This window comes from Nocardia rhizosphaerihabitans, assembly GCF_014646295.1.
GTDB classification, from domain to species: Bacteria; Actinomycetota; Actinomycetes; order Mycobacteriales; family Mycobacteriaceae; genus Nocardia; species Nocardia rhizosphaerihabitans.
On sequence record NZ_BMNE01000013.1, the window covers coordinates 1 to 17,619 of the forward strand.

The window sequence follows — 17,619 nt, forward strand, 5'->3', positions numbered from 1 at the left end:
CGCATCGTGAGGTTGGTCCGCCAGTAGGTGGCCACCAGCAACACCCGGTCTTCGAAACACAGCCCCCACGGCCGGCCCCGCAACGGCCGATCAGCGCCCTCGCGCCGCAACTGGGTGATCAGGCGAGCGAACGTGCGTGGCCGCAGCCCGGAGAACAACTCCACCATCACCGGGTCAGCCGCCGAGATCACCACCGGTGACACGATACCCGTTGCTGCTCAACAACTTACGGGACATCCCTGAGGCTTCGATACAGACACTTGCGCATAAGGAACGCCGACGCTGGGCATGCGTGACCAGTTTTCATCGCGATTGTTTCTACGATTTTTCTACAATCTTCACGCGGGTTGGCACAGGAACGTCCGGGAAAGTTCCGGTAGTCTCAGTACTTTCAAATAGCCATCTACCTGCGCAATCAGGGAAATCATGGGAAGTGTCGAGCGATTTCGGGAACCTGCGGAAATGCTGGGCCGACTTCATGACCGACAAAGCCTACACCGCCGCTGACCTGGGCATCTTCGGGGTCCACCCCTGCTCTCTACGATTTTTCTACGATTTACCCAAAATTCTCAACACGTGTATCACCTATCTGTATTCCTGGATCGGGGTCGAGAAGGCGGGTGAGAACGTCGAGTCGATGGGCTGAGGCGCTTGCCGATCGGGCGTCGCTGCGGGCCCTGGCGCTTTCGGTCGAGGCCGAGATGCGTGGGAATCTGGGGCGCCCACAGGAATGCATGCAGACGACCGACCGCGACGCGCGTAACCAGGGCCCTGCGGCGACCAGGGTGCGTTGTATGGCAACAGCACATCGCGGTTGCCCACTAGCGGCACCTGAATGGTCGCCAGCGCCGCCGCTGTCCGACCGCGACCTGGAATCCTGGGTCCCCTTCAACCCTGATCGAGCGGCATGTGGACATTGCGTGCAAGAGATCAGCGCATAGCCCATTCCGATCCTTCACCGACAACCGCGATTGCTGGCCGGTAGGCGCGACAACGCAGGCGCAGGCCGCGGGGAGCTGTCCCTCGGTCACGTGGTTGCTTCTCCCCCATCGGGCAGGTTCGACGCCGAGGAACGAACGGTGACGCCAGCTCCGCAGCTCAACGCCGGGCGTGACGGAGTGGGAACCAGTCGACGAGATACAGGACGATCAGGGCGATGATCGCTGTTTCGTGCAGCAGCTGACCGACCCGGTCGCCGAGATCCCAGGTGAGGATCATTCGCGCCGCACCGCCTGCTGCCAGGCCGGCAACGACGGCCGCAGCGACGATCCTGCCCGGCGTCCACCGCTTCCGAACTCCCACAGAGTCCGGGGCATGAACCGAAACGGCAACGACCACCGCCAGCCCGCCGACCGCAGTAGCAAGGCCCAACAGTTTTGCGGCGGCGACGTCGTTCCAATCCCAACTGATGATCAGCCGGACCATCGCGGTGATACAGAGGCCGACAACGACGGCCACAGTGGCCATCCGCCACGGTGCCCCTGCACTCCGGGGGCAGCCGGCCACCGCCGACGCGGCCTGATCTGTCAGGCAGCCATGATCTCATCGTGGCGCGGACCGCGCCGACTGGGTAGGTGAATTGCGTGGCGCCCCAAGGCATCGTGCTCACGCCTTCTGCAGTAGACGTCTGACGAGCTTGTCCTCACAGCCTATGCTCACGTAGTGATCGAGTCGCGATGCCCGCGGTGCGGGGAGCTGATGGGTGAGCTGCCACCCGCCAAGTCTCGGATGAAGATCGATCGTGATCTGCTCGTGTGCTCGGCCTGCGGCACCGACAAAGCCGCGCGTGATGCAGTTGGGCTTGCGCCGGTCGAACCTTCGGCCTGGCCGACGGAGCGCTTGAATCTGAACGACTACATTCCCTGACCTGCCGAAACCTTATCCCTACGGTCAACCGCCAACCGCTGGTCGGCGCCCACGCCGCGCGTGGGTGAGCGCCAGGGCTCGACGCGGAGTTCACCCGAAGAACGAGTCCGACTGTCCCCCACTCAAGTTGACACGCAGTTTGTCTATCGCGAGACTTGGCCAGGCGGCTGACCAACCGGTCGCTACAGCGATTAGGTGGGGATTCGCGTCAAAGTGCAATACATGAGCCGTTCCCAGGCGGCGCTCCAAGGTGTGGTGATGGCAACTCAGGGATGGTTCAACCACTACGACGACCCGGATGAGTTCTGGGACGACGAGCCCTTTACTCCACGGAAAGCTCCATGGGATTCAGCGAACGGTTCCGCCGTTGAACATTCCGCACGGCCGGTGGCGCAAAACTCCCTTACGAACTCTGCCCCGCAGCCAGAGAGCGCGGCACATAACGCGGGGGGTGCGAATGAGTTGCAGCATCGATCCGGCTCCTCCTTCGTCTCTATGGACCTCGATCACGGGCTCCTACCCATCCGGCTAAACTTCCGCGCCGGGTGGAGCAGGCACGTGGCGCCACATGAGGTCAGCGAGGAACTGATGCTTGCCTATCGCGGCGCTGTTGCGACTCGAATGGCGCAAGTCTATTCCGGACACGCTCGACCGTCTCGCAGGGAGCTTTCGGTGAATGCTGTTCCGGACCGACGGACGATGCTGATGGTCCTACTCGAGACCGAGACATGGGAGCAATTCAGCGCAGTCTCCAGCAGCATGAACTGCGGCAGCTGGCACGAGGCCCGCGGACACGTCATGGACGACGGTGGGCGACCGGTCTCACTCACGGGCGATCGGCGATATCTGCGTTCGATTACGGTGCAGCCCAATTGGGCTGCGGTCGTTCATCCCGATCAGATCGCGGATGAAGTCCTGTGGTGCGCAGAGATCATCCGCGCCCAGCGACCCAATTTTTCGCCACGCGGTGACTATTCACGATATTCAGACGAGGATCTCGAATACGGCCTCGACCGTCACCGGGTTCGACTACTGAACGAACGGGTGGGGTGACATGAGTGACCAATTGAGACATTCGGCCGAGGCAATGGTCTACGCCGTCAAGATGTGGCGCGCAGGAGCAGAGGACCTACGCGCCGCGAGCGCGATGGTCAACAAGCTCGAACTGACCGCAACATCAGGCGGACCAGTTCAGCCTGGCGTAACCACCGCCACGGGACCGTTCGATGAGGCATTGAGCAAATATAAACCCGCCCCCGCCTATTTTCGGGATCGCGCAAACGAAGGCGCTGCGGTTTTCGATGAGATCGCCAGCGTCCTCGAGGAAGCGCTCACCCAGTATGCTGCGAGCGATGAGACATTTGCAGCCGAAGTACGTCGCCTCCAAGGCCAGATAGGAGGCTGAACATGACCGAGCTGACGAAGCAGCTGAATGCGCAGATCACGACGATCAGAACGAACATCGACGATATCGGCAACCTGCCGAACAAAGTAGACGAGTTCTGCGGGGCTCTCGCACTTTCGATGCGCTCCAACTACGCAAGCATCTCCGGGATCTTCAGCGCCTATGGCACAGAAAAAGCCATCAGCGACATGTACGAGGACAGGGACAATGTAAACGCAGCAATCCGCGAGGCTTGGACGAAACTCGACGCCACGGATCCAGACCTGGAAGTCCCGGTCCAGCTCCTTACGATCTCAGATGAATGGCGCAATTTCAAAGGCCTTGTGCAGGCCGCGAGAGCAGACTTCGACAACACTGACCTAAGCCAGAATTGGGCCGGCGATGCTGCGGCCGCGTATGTCGGTGTCCGCAACAGGCAAAAGCTCGCCTTGGAGTCTGTTCCACTTGCATGCGAGCAGATAGCGACCAGCCTCGGAAATCTGGCATCCTCAGAGTTGACGCTATATATCGAGCTCGCTCAAAAGACACGAGAAATGGTGACCGAGGTCACGGCACTTGTCGGTGGCTTGACATCCTCCACCGTGAAAATCGTCATCAACCCATGGGACATCGCCGAGTATGTCGACAGCATGAGCAACCTCGCGGTCACGATGGAAAACCTCAAGACTTTGATCATGGGGGTTGTATCGGCTATGGCGACGAACTCGGCCGCCAAGATCGCCGAGAACAATATGATCGGTCAAAGTTATTCGATTATTGATGGTCTACACAACAATAAATGGCCGACCGCAGTTTCCGCAGCGCACACAGGCGGCCTGCGGGACGTTATCGGCGACGCGACGACGAGCGATGGGGATAAATCAGATTGGGAACCAGGCACTACGGTCGTGGTAGCAACATCATGAAATTTGTCAGAATGGCACTTCTCGCAGCATGTCTCACCGCGGCGGGCTGCGCTCCGGAGAATCGCCCCGTTGAGCCAGAGCCGACGACGACGGTGGCCCCGCCGTTCAAGCTGAGTTCCATCACCCACGGGCAGATGTGTGATGCCGTGCTTCAGTTCTTCGGTCGAGAGCTGAAAGTTTACGAAGCAGGGGTGTACCCACTCGACAATCGAGACGGCACCATGGAGATAGGCGGTCACTGCCCGGTCCGGCAGGGCAGTATCCAGATCGGCTACTGGCAAACGCGGTCTGACCCTTCCCCCGACCCCACAGAGGGCGCGAAGAGATTCGATAAAACCCTTGAGGTTTCCGGCCGCACCGTATTCATCGACGATGAGAGACCCGACCCGACCGACACCCTGTCCGGTGTAACACTAGCCACGAGAGTTGGCGAATTCAACTCACAACTCAGTATTTGGCAGGCTTATGATGGCCATAAGACGCGTGCAGAGGATGGCCCACTGAGCATTTCGGACAGCCAGCTGGAATCGGCCGCGCGCTTTATCGTCGATGTAACGAGCCGCTTGGATGCCGGAACATGGTGAGGGATGCCACGAGAAGGCGTTCACAACCGATGACGTGGAATGTCGTCTGAGAATGACGGCTGCGGGGGCTCACCAATGGCGGTTTGCGGCGAACCAGGAACGTGAACGGGCCCGTTTCGCCGGGCGCGAGACCCACATGCCGGGCACCTGTTGCCACAGCACAGGCTGGGGTAACGCTTGATACTCTCGATTCGGCCGTGGCACAGTGCGCGGCAGAGCGTCCCAGGGGGGAAGTTGCGCAGATCGGCCGCCATTGGTGTTGTCGTCGCGGTATTGGGCGTCTTCGCATGTGCGTGCGGCACGGAGCAGTCGGGCTATCCCACTCCCGCCTCCGCCTCATGGTCGGCGGCGCCTACTACGGCCACCTCGACCATCAATCGGCCCGCCGCGTGGTCGACAGAGTTCGATGTCGGCGCAGGCAAGGTCGCTGTAGTGGGCGGGGTGGTCATCACGCCCCGGGAAACTTCGTTCATCGCGCTGGACCGCGTCTCTGGTCGTGAGCGGTGGCGACGCGACCAGAAGGTCACCGGCGGAGCGAGATTCGAGTATCGGATCAGCGGCGAGCTCGTCGTGGTCTCCGAGCGGCGAGCCGCAGTCAGCGACCCGACCTTGTTCGAGGTGATCGAGGCAGCTACGGGCCGCACTCTATGGCAGGCCAGTACGAATTATCTGAATGTCTTCGGTTACGCGGTGTACCGGACCGACTGCACGGCAATGGGAACACCCCAGGTGCAGTGCACCACGATGCGACACGATATCGGCGATGGAAAGGCGTCGTGGCCATACCCCGCGAGCGGTACCCTCGGCCACGACGTGATCGGAACCTGGCACCAGCAGGCACCACCGGAACCGGCATATCTGCCTGTCTGGCTCGGACCCTCGACGGCCGGCCCCAAAGACCGGCCATGGGCCTCGATCGCGACCGCTACCGGTCTCGTTCTCCCCGGACGCGGCGGCCATCACGCTTGGTACACCTTCAGTGTTGGCGAGCTGCTCGTCAATACCGACCACGACAGGAATGAGTACCTCTGCGAAATCGGCTTGGAGGCAATCGACGGCTCTACCGGAACGCGACAGTGGTCGGCATCGGTATACGGTGGTCGACGCAAAGCGAACGATTGCCAGAAGGCCCTGGGCGGGTCCGAGCTCAGCCAGATGATCGGTAACGGCTCGAAGATCGCGGCGAGCACCGCTGACGGAACTTCTCAACTGTTCGATCTGGCAACAGGTTCCACGGTATGGGCGGCCACCGATCGTGGTACTCCCCTCGACGGGGACGACCGCTCGCTGCTGGTCAGCGAATTCGCTGACCAGGGCGGCCTCTCCCTACTGGATTTCGCGACCGGCCAGAAGAAGTGGTCCGTACCCGATCCGGGATTCGCTCCGTACCCGAGCCAACGGACGACCTTCCTGACCGGTAACCGAGTTGTCGTGGGCGGCCAAATGGCGAGCGGCGAATTCGCCGGCCGCCCGACCACGATCATCTACGACCGCGAAACGGGACGGGAGATCGAGAGATTCGTCGGCCAGGTCCAAGGCGCTGGTCCTGACTGGCTCGCGTTGTTGGCGAGTGATGGCAACGGCGCCGACGAGCTCCAGTTCCACCGCTGATCTCTCGGCCGTGGTTCGGGCCAGGAACCCATAAGACAGCTCCAGGACGGGTCTTGCGCGGCCACCCACGCCTTGGCTGACCAGCATGAAGCTTGCTCGTCGAAGTCACACAACCACTGAAGTACTTGCGCGCCAAGCGCTTTTACGGCATCCTTACGGGCAGGTGAGCCGGGAAGTCTGGTCGGCATCTCGAATTCGTTCGGGGTTCGTTCGACGTGGGGAGACTTCTGTGCATAGTTTACGTTCGGCGCCTTTGCCAGTGACGGCCTTGCCGTCGCGTGAGTGAGTTCTTCGCCGCGATCCTGACCTTTCCGACCGCGCTCTTCACATTCGCGCTGCTCGTCGTCGTGGGCTTTTGGCTGCTCGTGCTCGGCGGTGGCGCAGAGGCGGATGCGCTCGACGGTGCTGAATCCGGTTCCGTCGTTGCTGCTTCGGATGCGCTCGGGCTCAGCGGTGTGCCTGTGTCGATCGCGGTGACGGGTCTGGTCACGCTGTCGTGGTTCACCAGCCTTGTCGGGACGGTGCTGGTGGACGCGGCGGGATGGTCCGGGATACCGGCGGTCCTGGCTGGGTTCGTGGTCCTGCTCGTCGCGGTTGTCGCCGCGGTCGCGGCGACCCGGATCGTGGTGATCCCGCTGCGGCGCTTCTTCGGCGCCGACAGTGAGCAGTCGCGGCACGACTTCGTCGGCCGGCTGTGCGTGGTGCGCACTGGCCGCGTCGACGCCGAGTTCGGCCAGGCAGAACTGACGTCCACCGACGGATCGTCGGCAATCATCCAGATCCGGCAGAGCACCACGCATGCCGCGATCGCTCCCCTGACGCAAGGGGATTCCGCTGTCGTCTTCGACTACGACCCGGCCACCGAGACCTTCTGGGTGGCCGCACGGGAGGGGAACTGATGTCCACCATCGCTATCGGAATCGGGGTACTGCTCGCGGTCCTGCTGGTCGCCGGTCTCGCCGTGCTCTTGCTGGTGAGCCGGCTGTTCAAGAAGGTCAGTCAGGGGCGTGCGCTGATCATTTCGAAGATGCGCAAGGTCGATGTCACCTTCACCGGCGCGGTCGTGCTGCCGGTCCTGCACAAAGCCGAGATCATGGACATCTCGGTCAAGACCATCGAGATCGCCCGGGTCGGCCGTGACGGCTTGATCTGCCGGGACAATATCCGCGCCGACATCAGGATCACCTTCTTCGTGCGGGTCAACAAGACCGTGGAGGACGTGATCAAGGTGGCCCAGGCGATCGGCACCGCCAGGGCCAGCGACCAGGCGACCCTGCAGGAGTTGTTCAGCGCCAAGTTCTCCGAGGCGCTCAAGACCGTCGGCAAGCACCTGGACTTCACCGACCTCTACACCCAGCGCAATGAGTTCCGCGACCGCATCATGGCGGTCATCGGCACCGATCTCAACGGCTACAGCCTCGAAGACGCCGCGATCGACTACCTCGAACAGACTCCGCTGATCCAGCTGGACAGCCAGAACATCCTCGACGCGCAGGGCATCCGGAAGATCACCGAGCTCACGGCGATCGAGCACGTGCGCACCAACGAGTTCCGCCGCCACGAGGAGAAGGAGATCACCCGCCAGAACGTGGAGGCACGTGAGGCGGTGCTCGAGTTGGAGCGCCAGCAGGCCGATGCCGAGAACCGGCAGCGGCGCGAGGTCGAAACCCTGCGCGCCCGTGAGGAAGCCGAGATCGCCCGGGTGCAGGCCGAGGAGCGCCTCAAAGCCCATGCCGCGGCGATGCGTACCGACGAAGCGCTCGGCATCCAGTCCCAGAACAAGGATCGCGAGATCGCGGTCGCCGAGAAGAACCGCGAACGGGTGATCGCGATCGAGTCCGAACGGATCGAGAAGGACCGCCAGCTCGAAGTCGCCGACCGCGACCGGGCGGTGTCGCTGGCGCAGATCTCCAACGAGCGTGAGCTCGAGACCGAGCGGCGCACGGTCGCCGAGGTGGTGCGCGAGCGCGTCGCGGTCGACCGGACCGTGGCCGAGCAGGAGGAGAAGATCAAGGGCCTGCGCGCGGTGGAGGCCGCCGAAAGGGAACGGCAGGCGATCATCATCCGCGCCGAGGCCGACGCCCAGGAGCACCTGGTCAAGGACATCAAGGCCGCCGAAGCCGCCGAAGCCGCCGCGAAGTTCCGCGCCAAGGAGTCGATGACGTTGGCCGAAGCGGAAGTCGCGGCCGCGGAACTGCAGGCCAAGGCCAAGATCCGGCTCGCCGAAGCGACCCAGGCCGAAGCTGCGGCGCCGGGTCTGGGTCAGGCACTGGTTCGTGAACGCGAGGCGGACGCGATCGAGAAGGTCGGCAGGGCCGAAGCATCGGTGCTGCGCGAGAAGCTCAAGGGTGAGGCCGAGGGTCTGCACGAGAAGGCCGCCGCGATGGCCGTGCTCGATGACGCCACCCGCGAGCACGAGGAATTCCGGTTGCGGCTGGAACTGCAGAAGGACGTGGAGCTGGCGACCGTGCAGGCGCACCGCGACGTGGCCCTGGCCCAGGCCGAGGTGCTGTCCACGGGCCTGCAGAACGCCAAGATCGACATCGTCGGCGGGGAATCGATGTTCCTCGACCGCCTCGTCGGATCGATCGGTCTGGGAAAGGGCTTGGACCGCCTGCTGCACTCGGACACCGGTGCCGCTGCCTCGGCCGTGGTCGGGTCGCTGCTCACCCGCAACGGAGCCGACGGCGGCGCGGCTGACGAGGTCACCGGACTCGACCTCGTGCGGGACAAGTGAACGCGGCACGGGCGCCGCACCAGGACACGGCGGTCGGGGCCGACACGTCAGCTCCGACGGCCGGTGCCGCCCTCGACGGCGGCACCTACGAGGTGCTGCGCACTCGATTGCACCAGCAGGCAACAGAATTGGCCGCACAGTGTACCGAACTCAACGAGCGCCGGGTCGAGGTCTTCGGCGGCATCGAACTGGCGCTCGTCGGAACCGAGCACATCCGCACCGAGCACAACTGTGTCCCCCGTGACATCGTCGCGGTCGGTGACGGCCGGATGCTGTTCGGCTACAACGTCTTCTTCGGGCTGAAGCCACAGACCGACGTCGGCGACGTCTTCGCCGTGCACCGGTTCCACCGGGACGGCACCGGCTACGGTTTCACCATAGCCGAGTCGGCCGGTCTGCTCGACGATCCACGCTTCCAGCGCGACTTCGCCGAGCTCTACCGGTATTACGCACAGGCCAGGCTGTTGCAGCTGCGCGCGCTGGACGGGCGGATGCTCGCTGTGTTCCAGACCGGGCAGCGCAGCGACGACATCAAGGTACTGCGCTGGCGGATCGGTCCGGCAGGGCCGGTCGAGTACCTCGACAACAGAGGCGAGCGCGACCACGTCTTCCCGCCCGCCTACGAGTTCGTATGGACCGAGACGACCCGCGACGACCAGGTCGCCGGCCGCCATCCGCACCTGTCGATCCTGGGCAAGGTGTTCGTCGAAACGCTCGGCGGCACACTCACGGTGAAAGTGGAGAACAACACCGAGACCGGCACCGGCGTGTACGCCGAGCCAGTCGACGAGCCGCTGCAGAGCCTGGCCGACGCCGACGTGCACTACGCCGAAGTGGGTGCGCTGATCCTGTTGCGGATCCGTCCCTACAACGAAACCGCGTGGCGGCACCTGGTGTTCAACACGCGAACCCGGTCGGTGGTGCGGCTCGACGGCATCGGGGCATCGTGTCGGCTACTGCCCGAGGACCAGGGCATTGTCTTTCCGGGCGGCTACTACCTGGAGACCGGGGTCCACAAGACCTTCGACATCGCCGTCGACGACCTCGAGTACGAACGCACGGTCCGCGCCGCCAACGGCGAGGACGTGCTGTACGTATTCCATGCCCGTGCCGAGGGACGCACACTCCTGCTGCCCTACAACGTGATTCGCAAGCAGATCAGCACGCCGATCACCTGCCACGGGTACTCGCTGTTCGACGACGGCACCATGGTCGTCTTCCGGGCGAGTTCGGATGAACCGACGCGAGTCCACACGATGCAGGTGTGGCGCACGCCGTTCGTCGCCGACATCCACGCGACGCGTGAACCGGTCACCGACGGACCGCTGGCCCGCATCGGCAACGCCGAACTGGTGCGTGGCCTCGCGGACTGTCTGTCGGTAGCGCGCATGGTCGAGGACATGGCCGCCACCACCGAGGTGTTCGAGGCGGTGATCGCCGCGTGCGACCGGACCGTCGATCACCACCACTGGCTCGCCGATGCCGAGTTCGCCGGCCCCGCCGCCGCACTGACCACGCTGCGCGCCACCGCCGATCAGATGGTGGAAGAGTTCGCCAAGGTCGAGGCGAGGACGGCGCAGGCGACCACCGCCGTGTCGACGGCCACCGACCAGGTCGCGGCCCTGATTCGGGGTGGCGGTGCGCACACCACCATCCAGGGTTGGGTCGATGAGCTCAGTGCACTGCGACGCATGACCGGCCACGTCGAGACCCTGCGCGAGCTGCGCCACGCCGACCTCGGCCGGATCGACCGGCTGGCCGAGACGGTCGCCGAGGCGCTCGCCCGCACAGGTCGCCGATGCGTGGAATTCCTCAGTGAACCAGCGGCTTTCGACGACTACACCGAGGCCGTCGACCAAGCCGACCAGCGCGCGGGGGCCCTCACCACCCTCGCCGAGGCCACTCCGATTCAGGCGTGGTTGTCCGAACAGACCGAGGGCCTGCACACCGTCATCGAGATCGTGACGGGTCTGGATATCGCCGACACGACCCTGCGTGCGGACATTCTCGAACGAGTCGCGACGGTGCTGGCCGCGGCGAACCGTGCCACAGCGACCCTGCGCGCTCGCCGCGCAGAGTTGGCCGGAGTGGAGGGGCGCGCCGAGTACGCCGCCGAGTACGCCTTGCTCGGCCAAGCGATCACCAGCGCGCTCGCCGTGGCCGACACCCTGGAGTCCTGTGACGACCACGTCGCGAAGCTGCTGCTGACCGTCGAGGGTATGGAAACCCGCTTCGGTACGTTCGACGAGTTCGCCGAGCGAATCGCGAGCAGCCGCGACGACATCTACGAGGCATTCGCCGCGCGCAAACAACACCTGCTCGACGAGCGCGCGCAGCGCGCCCGACGGTTGGCCGATTCCGCACGACGCCTGGTGTCGAGCATCGAACGCCGCAGTTCGGCGCTGTCCACTCTCGACGAGGTGAACGCCTACTTCGCCACCGACCCGATGGTCGTGCGGTTGCGCGCGACGATCGCCGACCTGCGTACCGCCGGGGAAGTGGTCGTCGCCGAGGAGTTCGACGGCCGGATCGCCAGTGTTCGGCAGGAGGCCGGACGGGTTCTCCGGGACCGGACCGACCTCTACACCGATGGCGGCGGCACCCTTCGCCTCGGCAGGCACCGATTCGCGATCACCACCGCCGAGCCGGAGCTGGCGTTGCTCCCGCACGGCGACGCACTGGTTTTCGCCATCAACGGCACCGACTACCGAGCGCCGCTGCCCGCCGACGAATTCGGTCCCGATACCGCGACCCTGTGGTCGCAGCTGCTGGTCTCCGAGACCGGGCAGATGTATCGCGCCGAGTTCCTGGCGACCTCGATCCTGGCCGACGTGGAGGGAGCGCCGGCCGGGATCGAGAGTCTGGCGGACGCGGCGGACGCGGGCACGCTTGGCGACATCGTGCGCGACACGGCTCGGCAACGCTACGACGAGGGCTATCAACTCGGCGTGCACGATCACGACGCCACGCTGATCCTGCACGCACTGATCGAGCTGCGCGGTGCCGCCGGCTTGTTACGTTTCCGGCCGATCGACCGGGCCGCGGCCCAGCTGTGGTGGCAGTTCGGCGCCGCGAATTGGCAAGTCCACGACGCGTCGGCTCGGGCGCACTGGCTCACCCGCATCGGTTCGACGGCCCGCGCCGCCGAACTCTTCGGTGCTCCGGGCGCCCGTACCGAGGTGATCGCCGACCTGCGTAGCGCGATTGCCGCGTTCGCCGACCGGCTGGGGCTCACCGACACGGACGCAGACCTCGCCGCAACGTATCTTTTCGACGAGCTCTCCACCGCACCAGCGGGTTTCGTAACCGCCGCCGTCGCCCGGGAACTCACCGAGGGATTCCGCGAGCGTCTCGAGGTGGTGCGGCCCGGCGCCTACGCGGACTTCCGGCAGGACGTGGGTTCCCTGGCCGGCGACTTGCCGCGCCGGTATCACCTCGTGGTCACGTGGCTGCGGGCCTACGCCGACAGTGTCGGCGATCCGGAACACCTCGAGTATCTTCCCGAAGCGGTGGCGATCGAACTCGGCGACGAGCACACCGCCCGCTATGACCGCGCGACGGAGCCGACCACCGAGGTAACCGGACTTCTCGGGGAACACCCGCGCATCACCGGACGGACCATGCGGGTGCGATTGGCCGAACTGATCACACGCGGCCACCGCTTTCGCACCGAGACGGTTCCCGCGTTCCGCGCGCATCTGCGCAGGCGCAGCGAACTCCTCGCGGCACGGCGCGAGCGCCTGCGCCTCGACGACTACCGACCCGCGGTCATGCACGGTTTTGTCCGCAATCGACTACTCGACGAGGTATACCTGCCGTTGATCGGCGACAATCTGGCCCGCCAGCTCGGCACCGCCGGCACGACGAGCGGAGCGGTACGGTCGGGGCTGCTGTTGCTGGTCTCACCACCGGGGTACGGGAAAACGACCCTGATGGAGTACGTGGCCGCCCGGCTCGGTCTCATCTTCGTCAAGATCGACGGGCCGGCGCTGGGCAACGCCGTGCGCTCGCTGGATCCGGCCGCCGCACCGAACGCCACGGCGTCCCGTGAGGTCGAGAAGATCAATTTCGCCCTGGAGCTGGGCAACAACGTGCTCCTCTACCTCGACGACATCCAGCACACCTCGCCGGAGTTCCTGCAGAAGTTCATCGCGCTCTGCGATGCGCAGCGCCGCATGGATGGCGTGTGGGAGGGCGAAGCCCGCAGCTACGACCTGCGTGGCAAGCGGTTCGCGGTGTGCATGGCCGGAAATCCCTATACCGAACAGGGCAAACGGTTCCGGATCCCGGACATGCTCGCCAACCGCGCCGATGTCTGGAACCTCGGTGACGCGCTGTCCGGGCGAGAGGAGCTCTTCGCGCTCAGCTATGTCGAGAACGCGCTCACCACCAATCCCGTCCTGGCCCCACTGTCCGCGCGGGACCCCGCCGACCTGGAACTGCTGCTGCGGATGGCGGCGGGCGACGACTCCGCGCGGACCGACCAGCTCGTCCACCCCTACTCCCCCGCCGAGCTGTCCGACATCTGCTCGGTGCTGAACAAACTCCTGCGCGTCCGGGAAGTCGTACTGGCCGTGAACCGTACCTATATCGCCTCGGCGGCCACCACCGACGCCGCCAGGACCGAGCCCCCGTTCCGGCTGCAGGGCTCCTACCGCGACATGAACGCCCTTACCAGCCGCATCGTGCCGGTGATGAACGACGACGAACTCGAGGCTTTGATCGACGACCACTATCGCGGCGAAGCCCAGACCCTCGCCGCGGACGCGGAGGCCAACCTGTTGAAACTGGCAGAACTCCGTGACCGACGCGCCCCGGCACAGACCGCGCGCTGGGGGGAGATCACCACCGCGTACGCGCGCGAGCTGGCACTCGGCGGAAACGAAGAGGACCCCGTGGTCCGTGTCGTCGGTGGCCTCGGTCTGCTGGCCGACCGCCTCGACGGCGTCGAAGCGGCGATCCGGGGAGTCGCCGACAGCCACCCGACCGGCCACCACGCTCGGATTCCCCAGCCGTAGCCGTTGCCGGTCACCGAGAGCCCCGGTTTGCGGTGGCGGTGGTCTTTGCGGCATCTTTACGGGTAGGTGCGCCGGGAAGTCTGGTCGGCAACCCGGCTCGAGCGCGGTCGAGGCGGGTTCGATTGGTGACGGGACTCAGCACTTGCTACTTGATTTGCCTCTTCTTCGAGTCGAGGTTCAGTTCCCCGGCGACGCGCGGGTGGCTCTACAGTGATGGCCGAACCGAAGACTCGGTACAAGGTCCTCACCCGCAGTAGCTGGCCGGAATCGCGTCGGATCGCCTCGGTACTACGCCGCGAGACGGTCGGCGGCATGCTACTGATCGGCGCAGCTCTCGTAGCTCTGATCTGGGCCAATACCCCGTGGGCCGCCGCCTACAGCGCGCTGCGCGACTTTCATCTCGGTCCGTCCTCACTGCACCTGAACCTGTCGTTGAACGAATGGGCCGCCGACGGGCTGCTCGCGATCTTCTTCTTCGTCGTCGGCCTCGAACTCAAACGCGAATTCGTCGCCGGTGATCTGCGCGATCCACGCCGCGCGGCACTGCCGGTCGTGGCCGCGGTCGGCGGCATGGCGGTACCCGCGGTCATCTACGTCCTGGTCAACCGCGGCGGACCCGACGGTGTGCTCGACGGCTGGGCGATCCCGACCGCGACCGACATCGCCTTCGCGCTCGCCGTGCTCGCGGTGATCAACACGCATCTACCCACCGCGTTGCGGACGTTCCTGCTCACCCTCGCCGTCGTGGACGACTTGCTGGCGGTCACGGTGATCGCGGTCTTCTACACCAGCAAACTGGATCTGCCGTATCTCGCGCTGGCGCTCGTACCGATCACGCTGTTCGCTCTCGCGGTGCAGCGCCGCATCAGCTCGCCCTGGCTCCTGGTGCCGCTGGCGCTGATCGCGTGGTGGCTCGTACACCTGTCGGGTGTCCACGCCACCGTCGCCGGTGTGCTGCTCGGCTTCACCGTCCCGGTGGTGGTGCGCGAGGGTGAAGACGCCGACCACGGCCCCGCGGAACGCTTCGAACATCGCATCCGTCCGCTCTCGGCCGGATTCGCGGTGCCGATCTTCGCCTTCTTCGCCGCCGGCGTCACCATCGGCGGACTCGACGGGCTCACCGATTCCCTCGCCGACCGGGTCACCATCGGCATCATCGTCGGCTTGGTCGCGGGCAAGCTGATCGGCATCACCGCCACGACCTACCTCACCGCGAAACTCACCCGCGCCGAGCTGGACGCGGAATTGTCCTGGATCGATGTCGCCGGGGTGGCGTTGCTCGGAGGCATCGGTTTCACCGTCTCGCTGCTCGTCGGTGAGCTCGCCTTCGCCGGTGATCCCGCCCATGGCGACCATGTCCGCATCGGCGTGCTGTTCGGGACGGTCACCGCCGCGATCCTGGCGACCATCGTGCTGCGGGCGCGCAACCGCATCTATCGCACCCTCGACGAAGCCGAAACCCGCGACAACGACGGCGACGGCATCCCCGACGTCTATCAACGCCCGACGCCGGACTAAAGCCGCGCCACCCATCACCGACCACCGCTGACGAGGAGCACCGATGACCGGAGCACTCCCCCATCACCCCCACGGCGCGCTCACCCACGTCACCATGGGATTGGGCTGGGATCCCGCCCGTACCGCCGGTTTGTTCGGTCGGCGCCGCAAGGACGTCGACCTCAACGCCGCCGCGCTCGCCTTCGCCGGTGAGCGCTTCGTCGATGTCGCCTTCCACGAGCAACTGACTTCACGTGACGGCGCCATCCGCCACCTCGGCGACAGCGTCACCGGGGACGGCGACGGGGACAACGAGGTCATCGTCGTCGACCTGACCCGCCTCGATTCCGGTATCACCACGATCGTGTTCATCGTGACCTGCTACACCGGGCAGGGCTTCGACCAGATCGAGAACGGATTCTGCCGCGTCACCGACAACGTCACCGGCACCGAGCTGGTCCGTCTCGAACTGGCCAGTGCCCGCTCCCACACCGGGATCGTGCTTGGCAAACTGCATCGCCCGCACCAGGATTGGGCTTTCACCCGGATCGAGGAACCCATCTGGGCCCAGCACATCGTCAACGTCATCCCCCAGCTCACCAACCATCTCCGGTGATCCGCGCTCTGCTCGCGCCCCGGAATCCGACATCCGGGCAGATTGTCGCGATGATCATGTGGCCGCTGGCGATCGTCGCCGGGGCCGACATGGTGATCCAGAAGGCGATTCCGGGCCATCACACCAACGACTTCAAGCCCGTCTACACCGCGGTCGCCGCGTTCTGGCGCAACGAACCCGTCTACACCGCGAACCTCAATTCCGTTGACCCGCACTACCTCTACCCGCCCGGCGGTACGCTGCTGCTGGCACCGATCGGACTGCTCGACGAGAGCACAGGGCGCCTGGTCTTCCTGTTCCTCAACCTGGCCGCCGCGGTCTTGGCGGTCTACCTGCTGCTGCGGATGTTCGGCTATTCGTGGCGATCGCCGCTGGCGCCGGTCGGGTATTTCGCGCTGTTTCTGTCCGAAGCGCTCGTCAACACGCTGACCTTCGGTAATGTCAACGGGCTGTTCTTCCTCGCCGAAGTGGTCTTCCTGACGCTGTTGCTGGGGCGCCGCGACACGGCGGCCGGAATCGTCCTCGGTGTGACAATTGCGATCAAACCCATTCTCGCGCCGCTGCTTCTGCTGCCCGCTGTGCGCAGGCAGTGGTCCACGGTCGCCCTCGCGGTGGCGGTACCGGTGCTCGCCACCGCCGTCGCCTGGCCGCTCGCCGCCGACCCCGGCCACTATTTCGTGCACAACCTCCCGTACAGCTTGCGGATCCGCGACTACTACAACTCCTCCGTCTCCGGATTCGGGGTGTACTACGACGTTCCCGCGCCGGCGATCCTGCTGGTGCGCGGGCTTCTAGCGCTCGCGGTGATGGTCAGCCTCTGGCTGCTCTACCGGTACTACCGCGAGCAGGAACTCTTCTTCGTCACCACGACCGCCGGCGTGCTGCTCACCGCCGAGTTCGCGTTGAGTTCGCTGGGGCAGCAGTACTACTCGATGTTTCTGTTCCCCTTCCTGTTCACGATCGTCGTCCGGAACTCGCTGCTCCGGAACTGGCCCGCGTGGCTGGCGATCTTCGCCTTCTACAGCTATGAGACCTGGCACCTGTTCCGCTGGCCCGCCTTCGGCCGGAATCTGGAGTACTCACGGACCACTTTCGGCTGGGCGCTGCTGCTGATCGTCGTGTGTTGTGTGCTGGTCGACCGGTACCTCGCCGCGCGGCGCGAAGGCCGGCTGGCGCACGGTATCGACCCGGTCCACCTGGCCCCCGACCTACCGACTCGCGACCACTCTCACGGGTGGGCCGCGAACGATCCACGCTCAGGGTGTACCACCGGCGTTGACTCCGAGCTCGAAGCCGCTCACAGCCGGTCGCGACATGTGGAGTGAAGATCGCGTCCGCGTCGGCAATCGTCTCAGAGGGTTGCTGACCGAATCCTTCCCG

General features: G+C 65.1%; 14 protein-coding genes and 1 pseudogene. 13 read left to right on the forward strand and 2 right to left on the reverse strand.

Annotated features, from left to right (window positions below; genetic code table 11):
* A pseudogene (locus IEY60_RS33290) lies at nucleotides 1–167 on the reverse strand (IS5/IS1182 family transposase); the annotation flags it as partial.
* 125 nt (nucleotides 168–292) lie between these two features.
* Between IEY60_RS33290 and IEY60_RS33295 the strand changes: the two are divergent.
* Entirely contained in the window at nucleotides 293–646 is a 354-nt protein-coding gene (locus tag IEY60_RS33295; protein ID WP_189034526.1) for a hypothetical protein, read from the forward strand.
* 452 nt (nucleotides 647–1,098) lie between these two features.
* Here IEY60_RS33295 and IEY60_RS33300 read toward each other — a convergent pair whose 3' ends face one another.
* On the reverse strand, nucleotides 1,099–1,425 hold the full coding sequence (locus tag IEY60_RS33300) for a hypothetical protein (RefSeq protein WP_189034527.1): 327 nt from the start codon (nucleotides 1,423–1,425) through the stop codon (nucleotides 1,099–1,101).
* Between the two features lie 273 nt (nucleotides 1,426–1,698).
* Here IEY60_RS33300 and IEY60_RS33305 point away from each other — a divergent pair, with 273 nt between their 5' ends.
* The 12 genes from IEY60_RS33305 to IEY60_RS33360 all read left to right on the forward strand — a co-directional run bounded on the left by IEY60_RS33305 (nucleotide 1,699) and on the right by IEY60_RS33360 (nucleotide 17,564).
* Nucleotides 1,699–1,866 carry a hypothetical protein gene (locus tag IEY60_RS33305; RefSeq protein WP_229740343.1) on the forward strand — a complete coding sequence of 56 codons (168 nt, stop codon included), beginning with the start codon at nucleotides 1,699–1,701 and terminating at the stop codon, nucleotides 1,864–1,866.
* A gap of 222 nt (nucleotides 1,867–2,088) precedes the next feature.
* Nucleotides 2,089–2,919 (forward strand): hypothetical protein, encoded by an 831-nt coding sequence (locus IEY60_RS33310; protein ID WP_189034528.1) that lies wholly within the window; start codon nucleotides 2,089–2,091, stop codon nucleotides 2,917–2,919.
* A gap of 1 nt (nucleotide 2,920) precedes the next feature.
* Nucleotides 2,921–3,271, forward strand: a complete 351-nt coding sequence (locus tag IEY60_RS33315; protein WP_189034529.1) for a hypothetical protein — start codon at nucleotides 2,921–2,923, stop codon at nucleotides 3,269–3,271.
* A gap of 2 nt (nucleotides 3,272–3,273) precedes the next feature.
* Nucleotides 3,274–4,176, forward strand: coding sequence for a hypothetical protein (locus IEY60_RS33320; RefSeq protein WP_189034530.1), 903 nt, complete (start codon nucleotides 3,274–3,276; stop codon nucleotides 4,174–4,176).
* Entirely contained in the window at nucleotides 4,173–4,760 is a 588-nt protein-coding gene (locus IEY60_RS33325) for a hypothetical protein (protein ID WP_189034531.1), read from the forward strand. The genes IEY60_RS33320 and IEY60_RS33325 overlap by 4 nt, the downstream gene beginning before the upstream one ends.
* Nucleotides 4,761–4,994: 234 nt before the next feature.
* A complete protein-coding gene (locus IEY60_RS33330) occupies nucleotides 4,995–6,371 on the forward strand; it encodes an outer membrane protein assembly factor BamB family protein (RefSeq protein ID WP_189034532.1) in 1,377 nt (458 codons plus the stop codon).
* A 278-nt stretch (nucleotides 6,372–6,649) separates the two neighbouring features.
* Entirely contained in the window at nucleotides 6,650–7,270 is a 621-nt protein-coding gene (locus IEY60_RS33335) for a hypothetical protein (RefSeq protein WP_189034533.1), read from the forward strand.
* Entirely contained in the window at nucleotides 7,270–9,108 is a 1,839-nt protein-coding gene (locus tag IEY60_RS33340) for an SPFH domain-containing protein (RefSeq protein ID WP_189034534.1), read from the forward strand. The genes IEY60_RS33335 and IEY60_RS33340 overlap by 1 nt, the downstream gene beginning before the upstream one ends.
* Entirely contained in the window at nucleotides 9,105–14,126 is a 5,022-nt protein-coding gene (locus IEY60_RS33345; RefSeq protein WP_189034535.1) for a DNA repair ATPase, read from the forward strand. Before IEY60_RS33340 ends, IEY60_RS33345 begins: the two co-directional genes overlap by 4 nt.
* Before the next feature lie 213 nt (nucleotides 14,127–14,339).
* The gene (gene nhaA, locus IEY60_RS33350; protein ID WP_189034536.1) at nucleotides 14,340–15,644 is read left to right on the forward strand and encodes a Na+/H+ antiporter NhaA; all 1,305 of its coding nucleotides are present in this window, start codon (nucleotides 14,340–14,342) and stop codon (nucleotides 15,642–15,644) included.
* A gap of 43 nt (nucleotides 15,645–15,687) precedes the next feature.
* A complete protein-coding gene (locus IEY60_RS33355) occupies nucleotides 15,688–16,239 on the forward strand; it encodes a TerD family protein (protein WP_189034537.1) in 552 nt (183 codons plus the stop codon).
* 50 nt (nucleotides 16,240–16,289) lie between these two features.
* The gene (locus IEY60_RS33360) at nucleotides 16,290–17,564 is read left to right on the forward strand and encodes a glycosyltransferase family 87 protein (protein ID WP_189034538.1); all 1,275 of its coding nucleotides are present in this window, start codon (nucleotides 16,290–16,292) and stop codon (nucleotides 17,562–17,564) included.
* Nucleotides 17,565–17,619 lie beyond the last annotated feature (55 nt).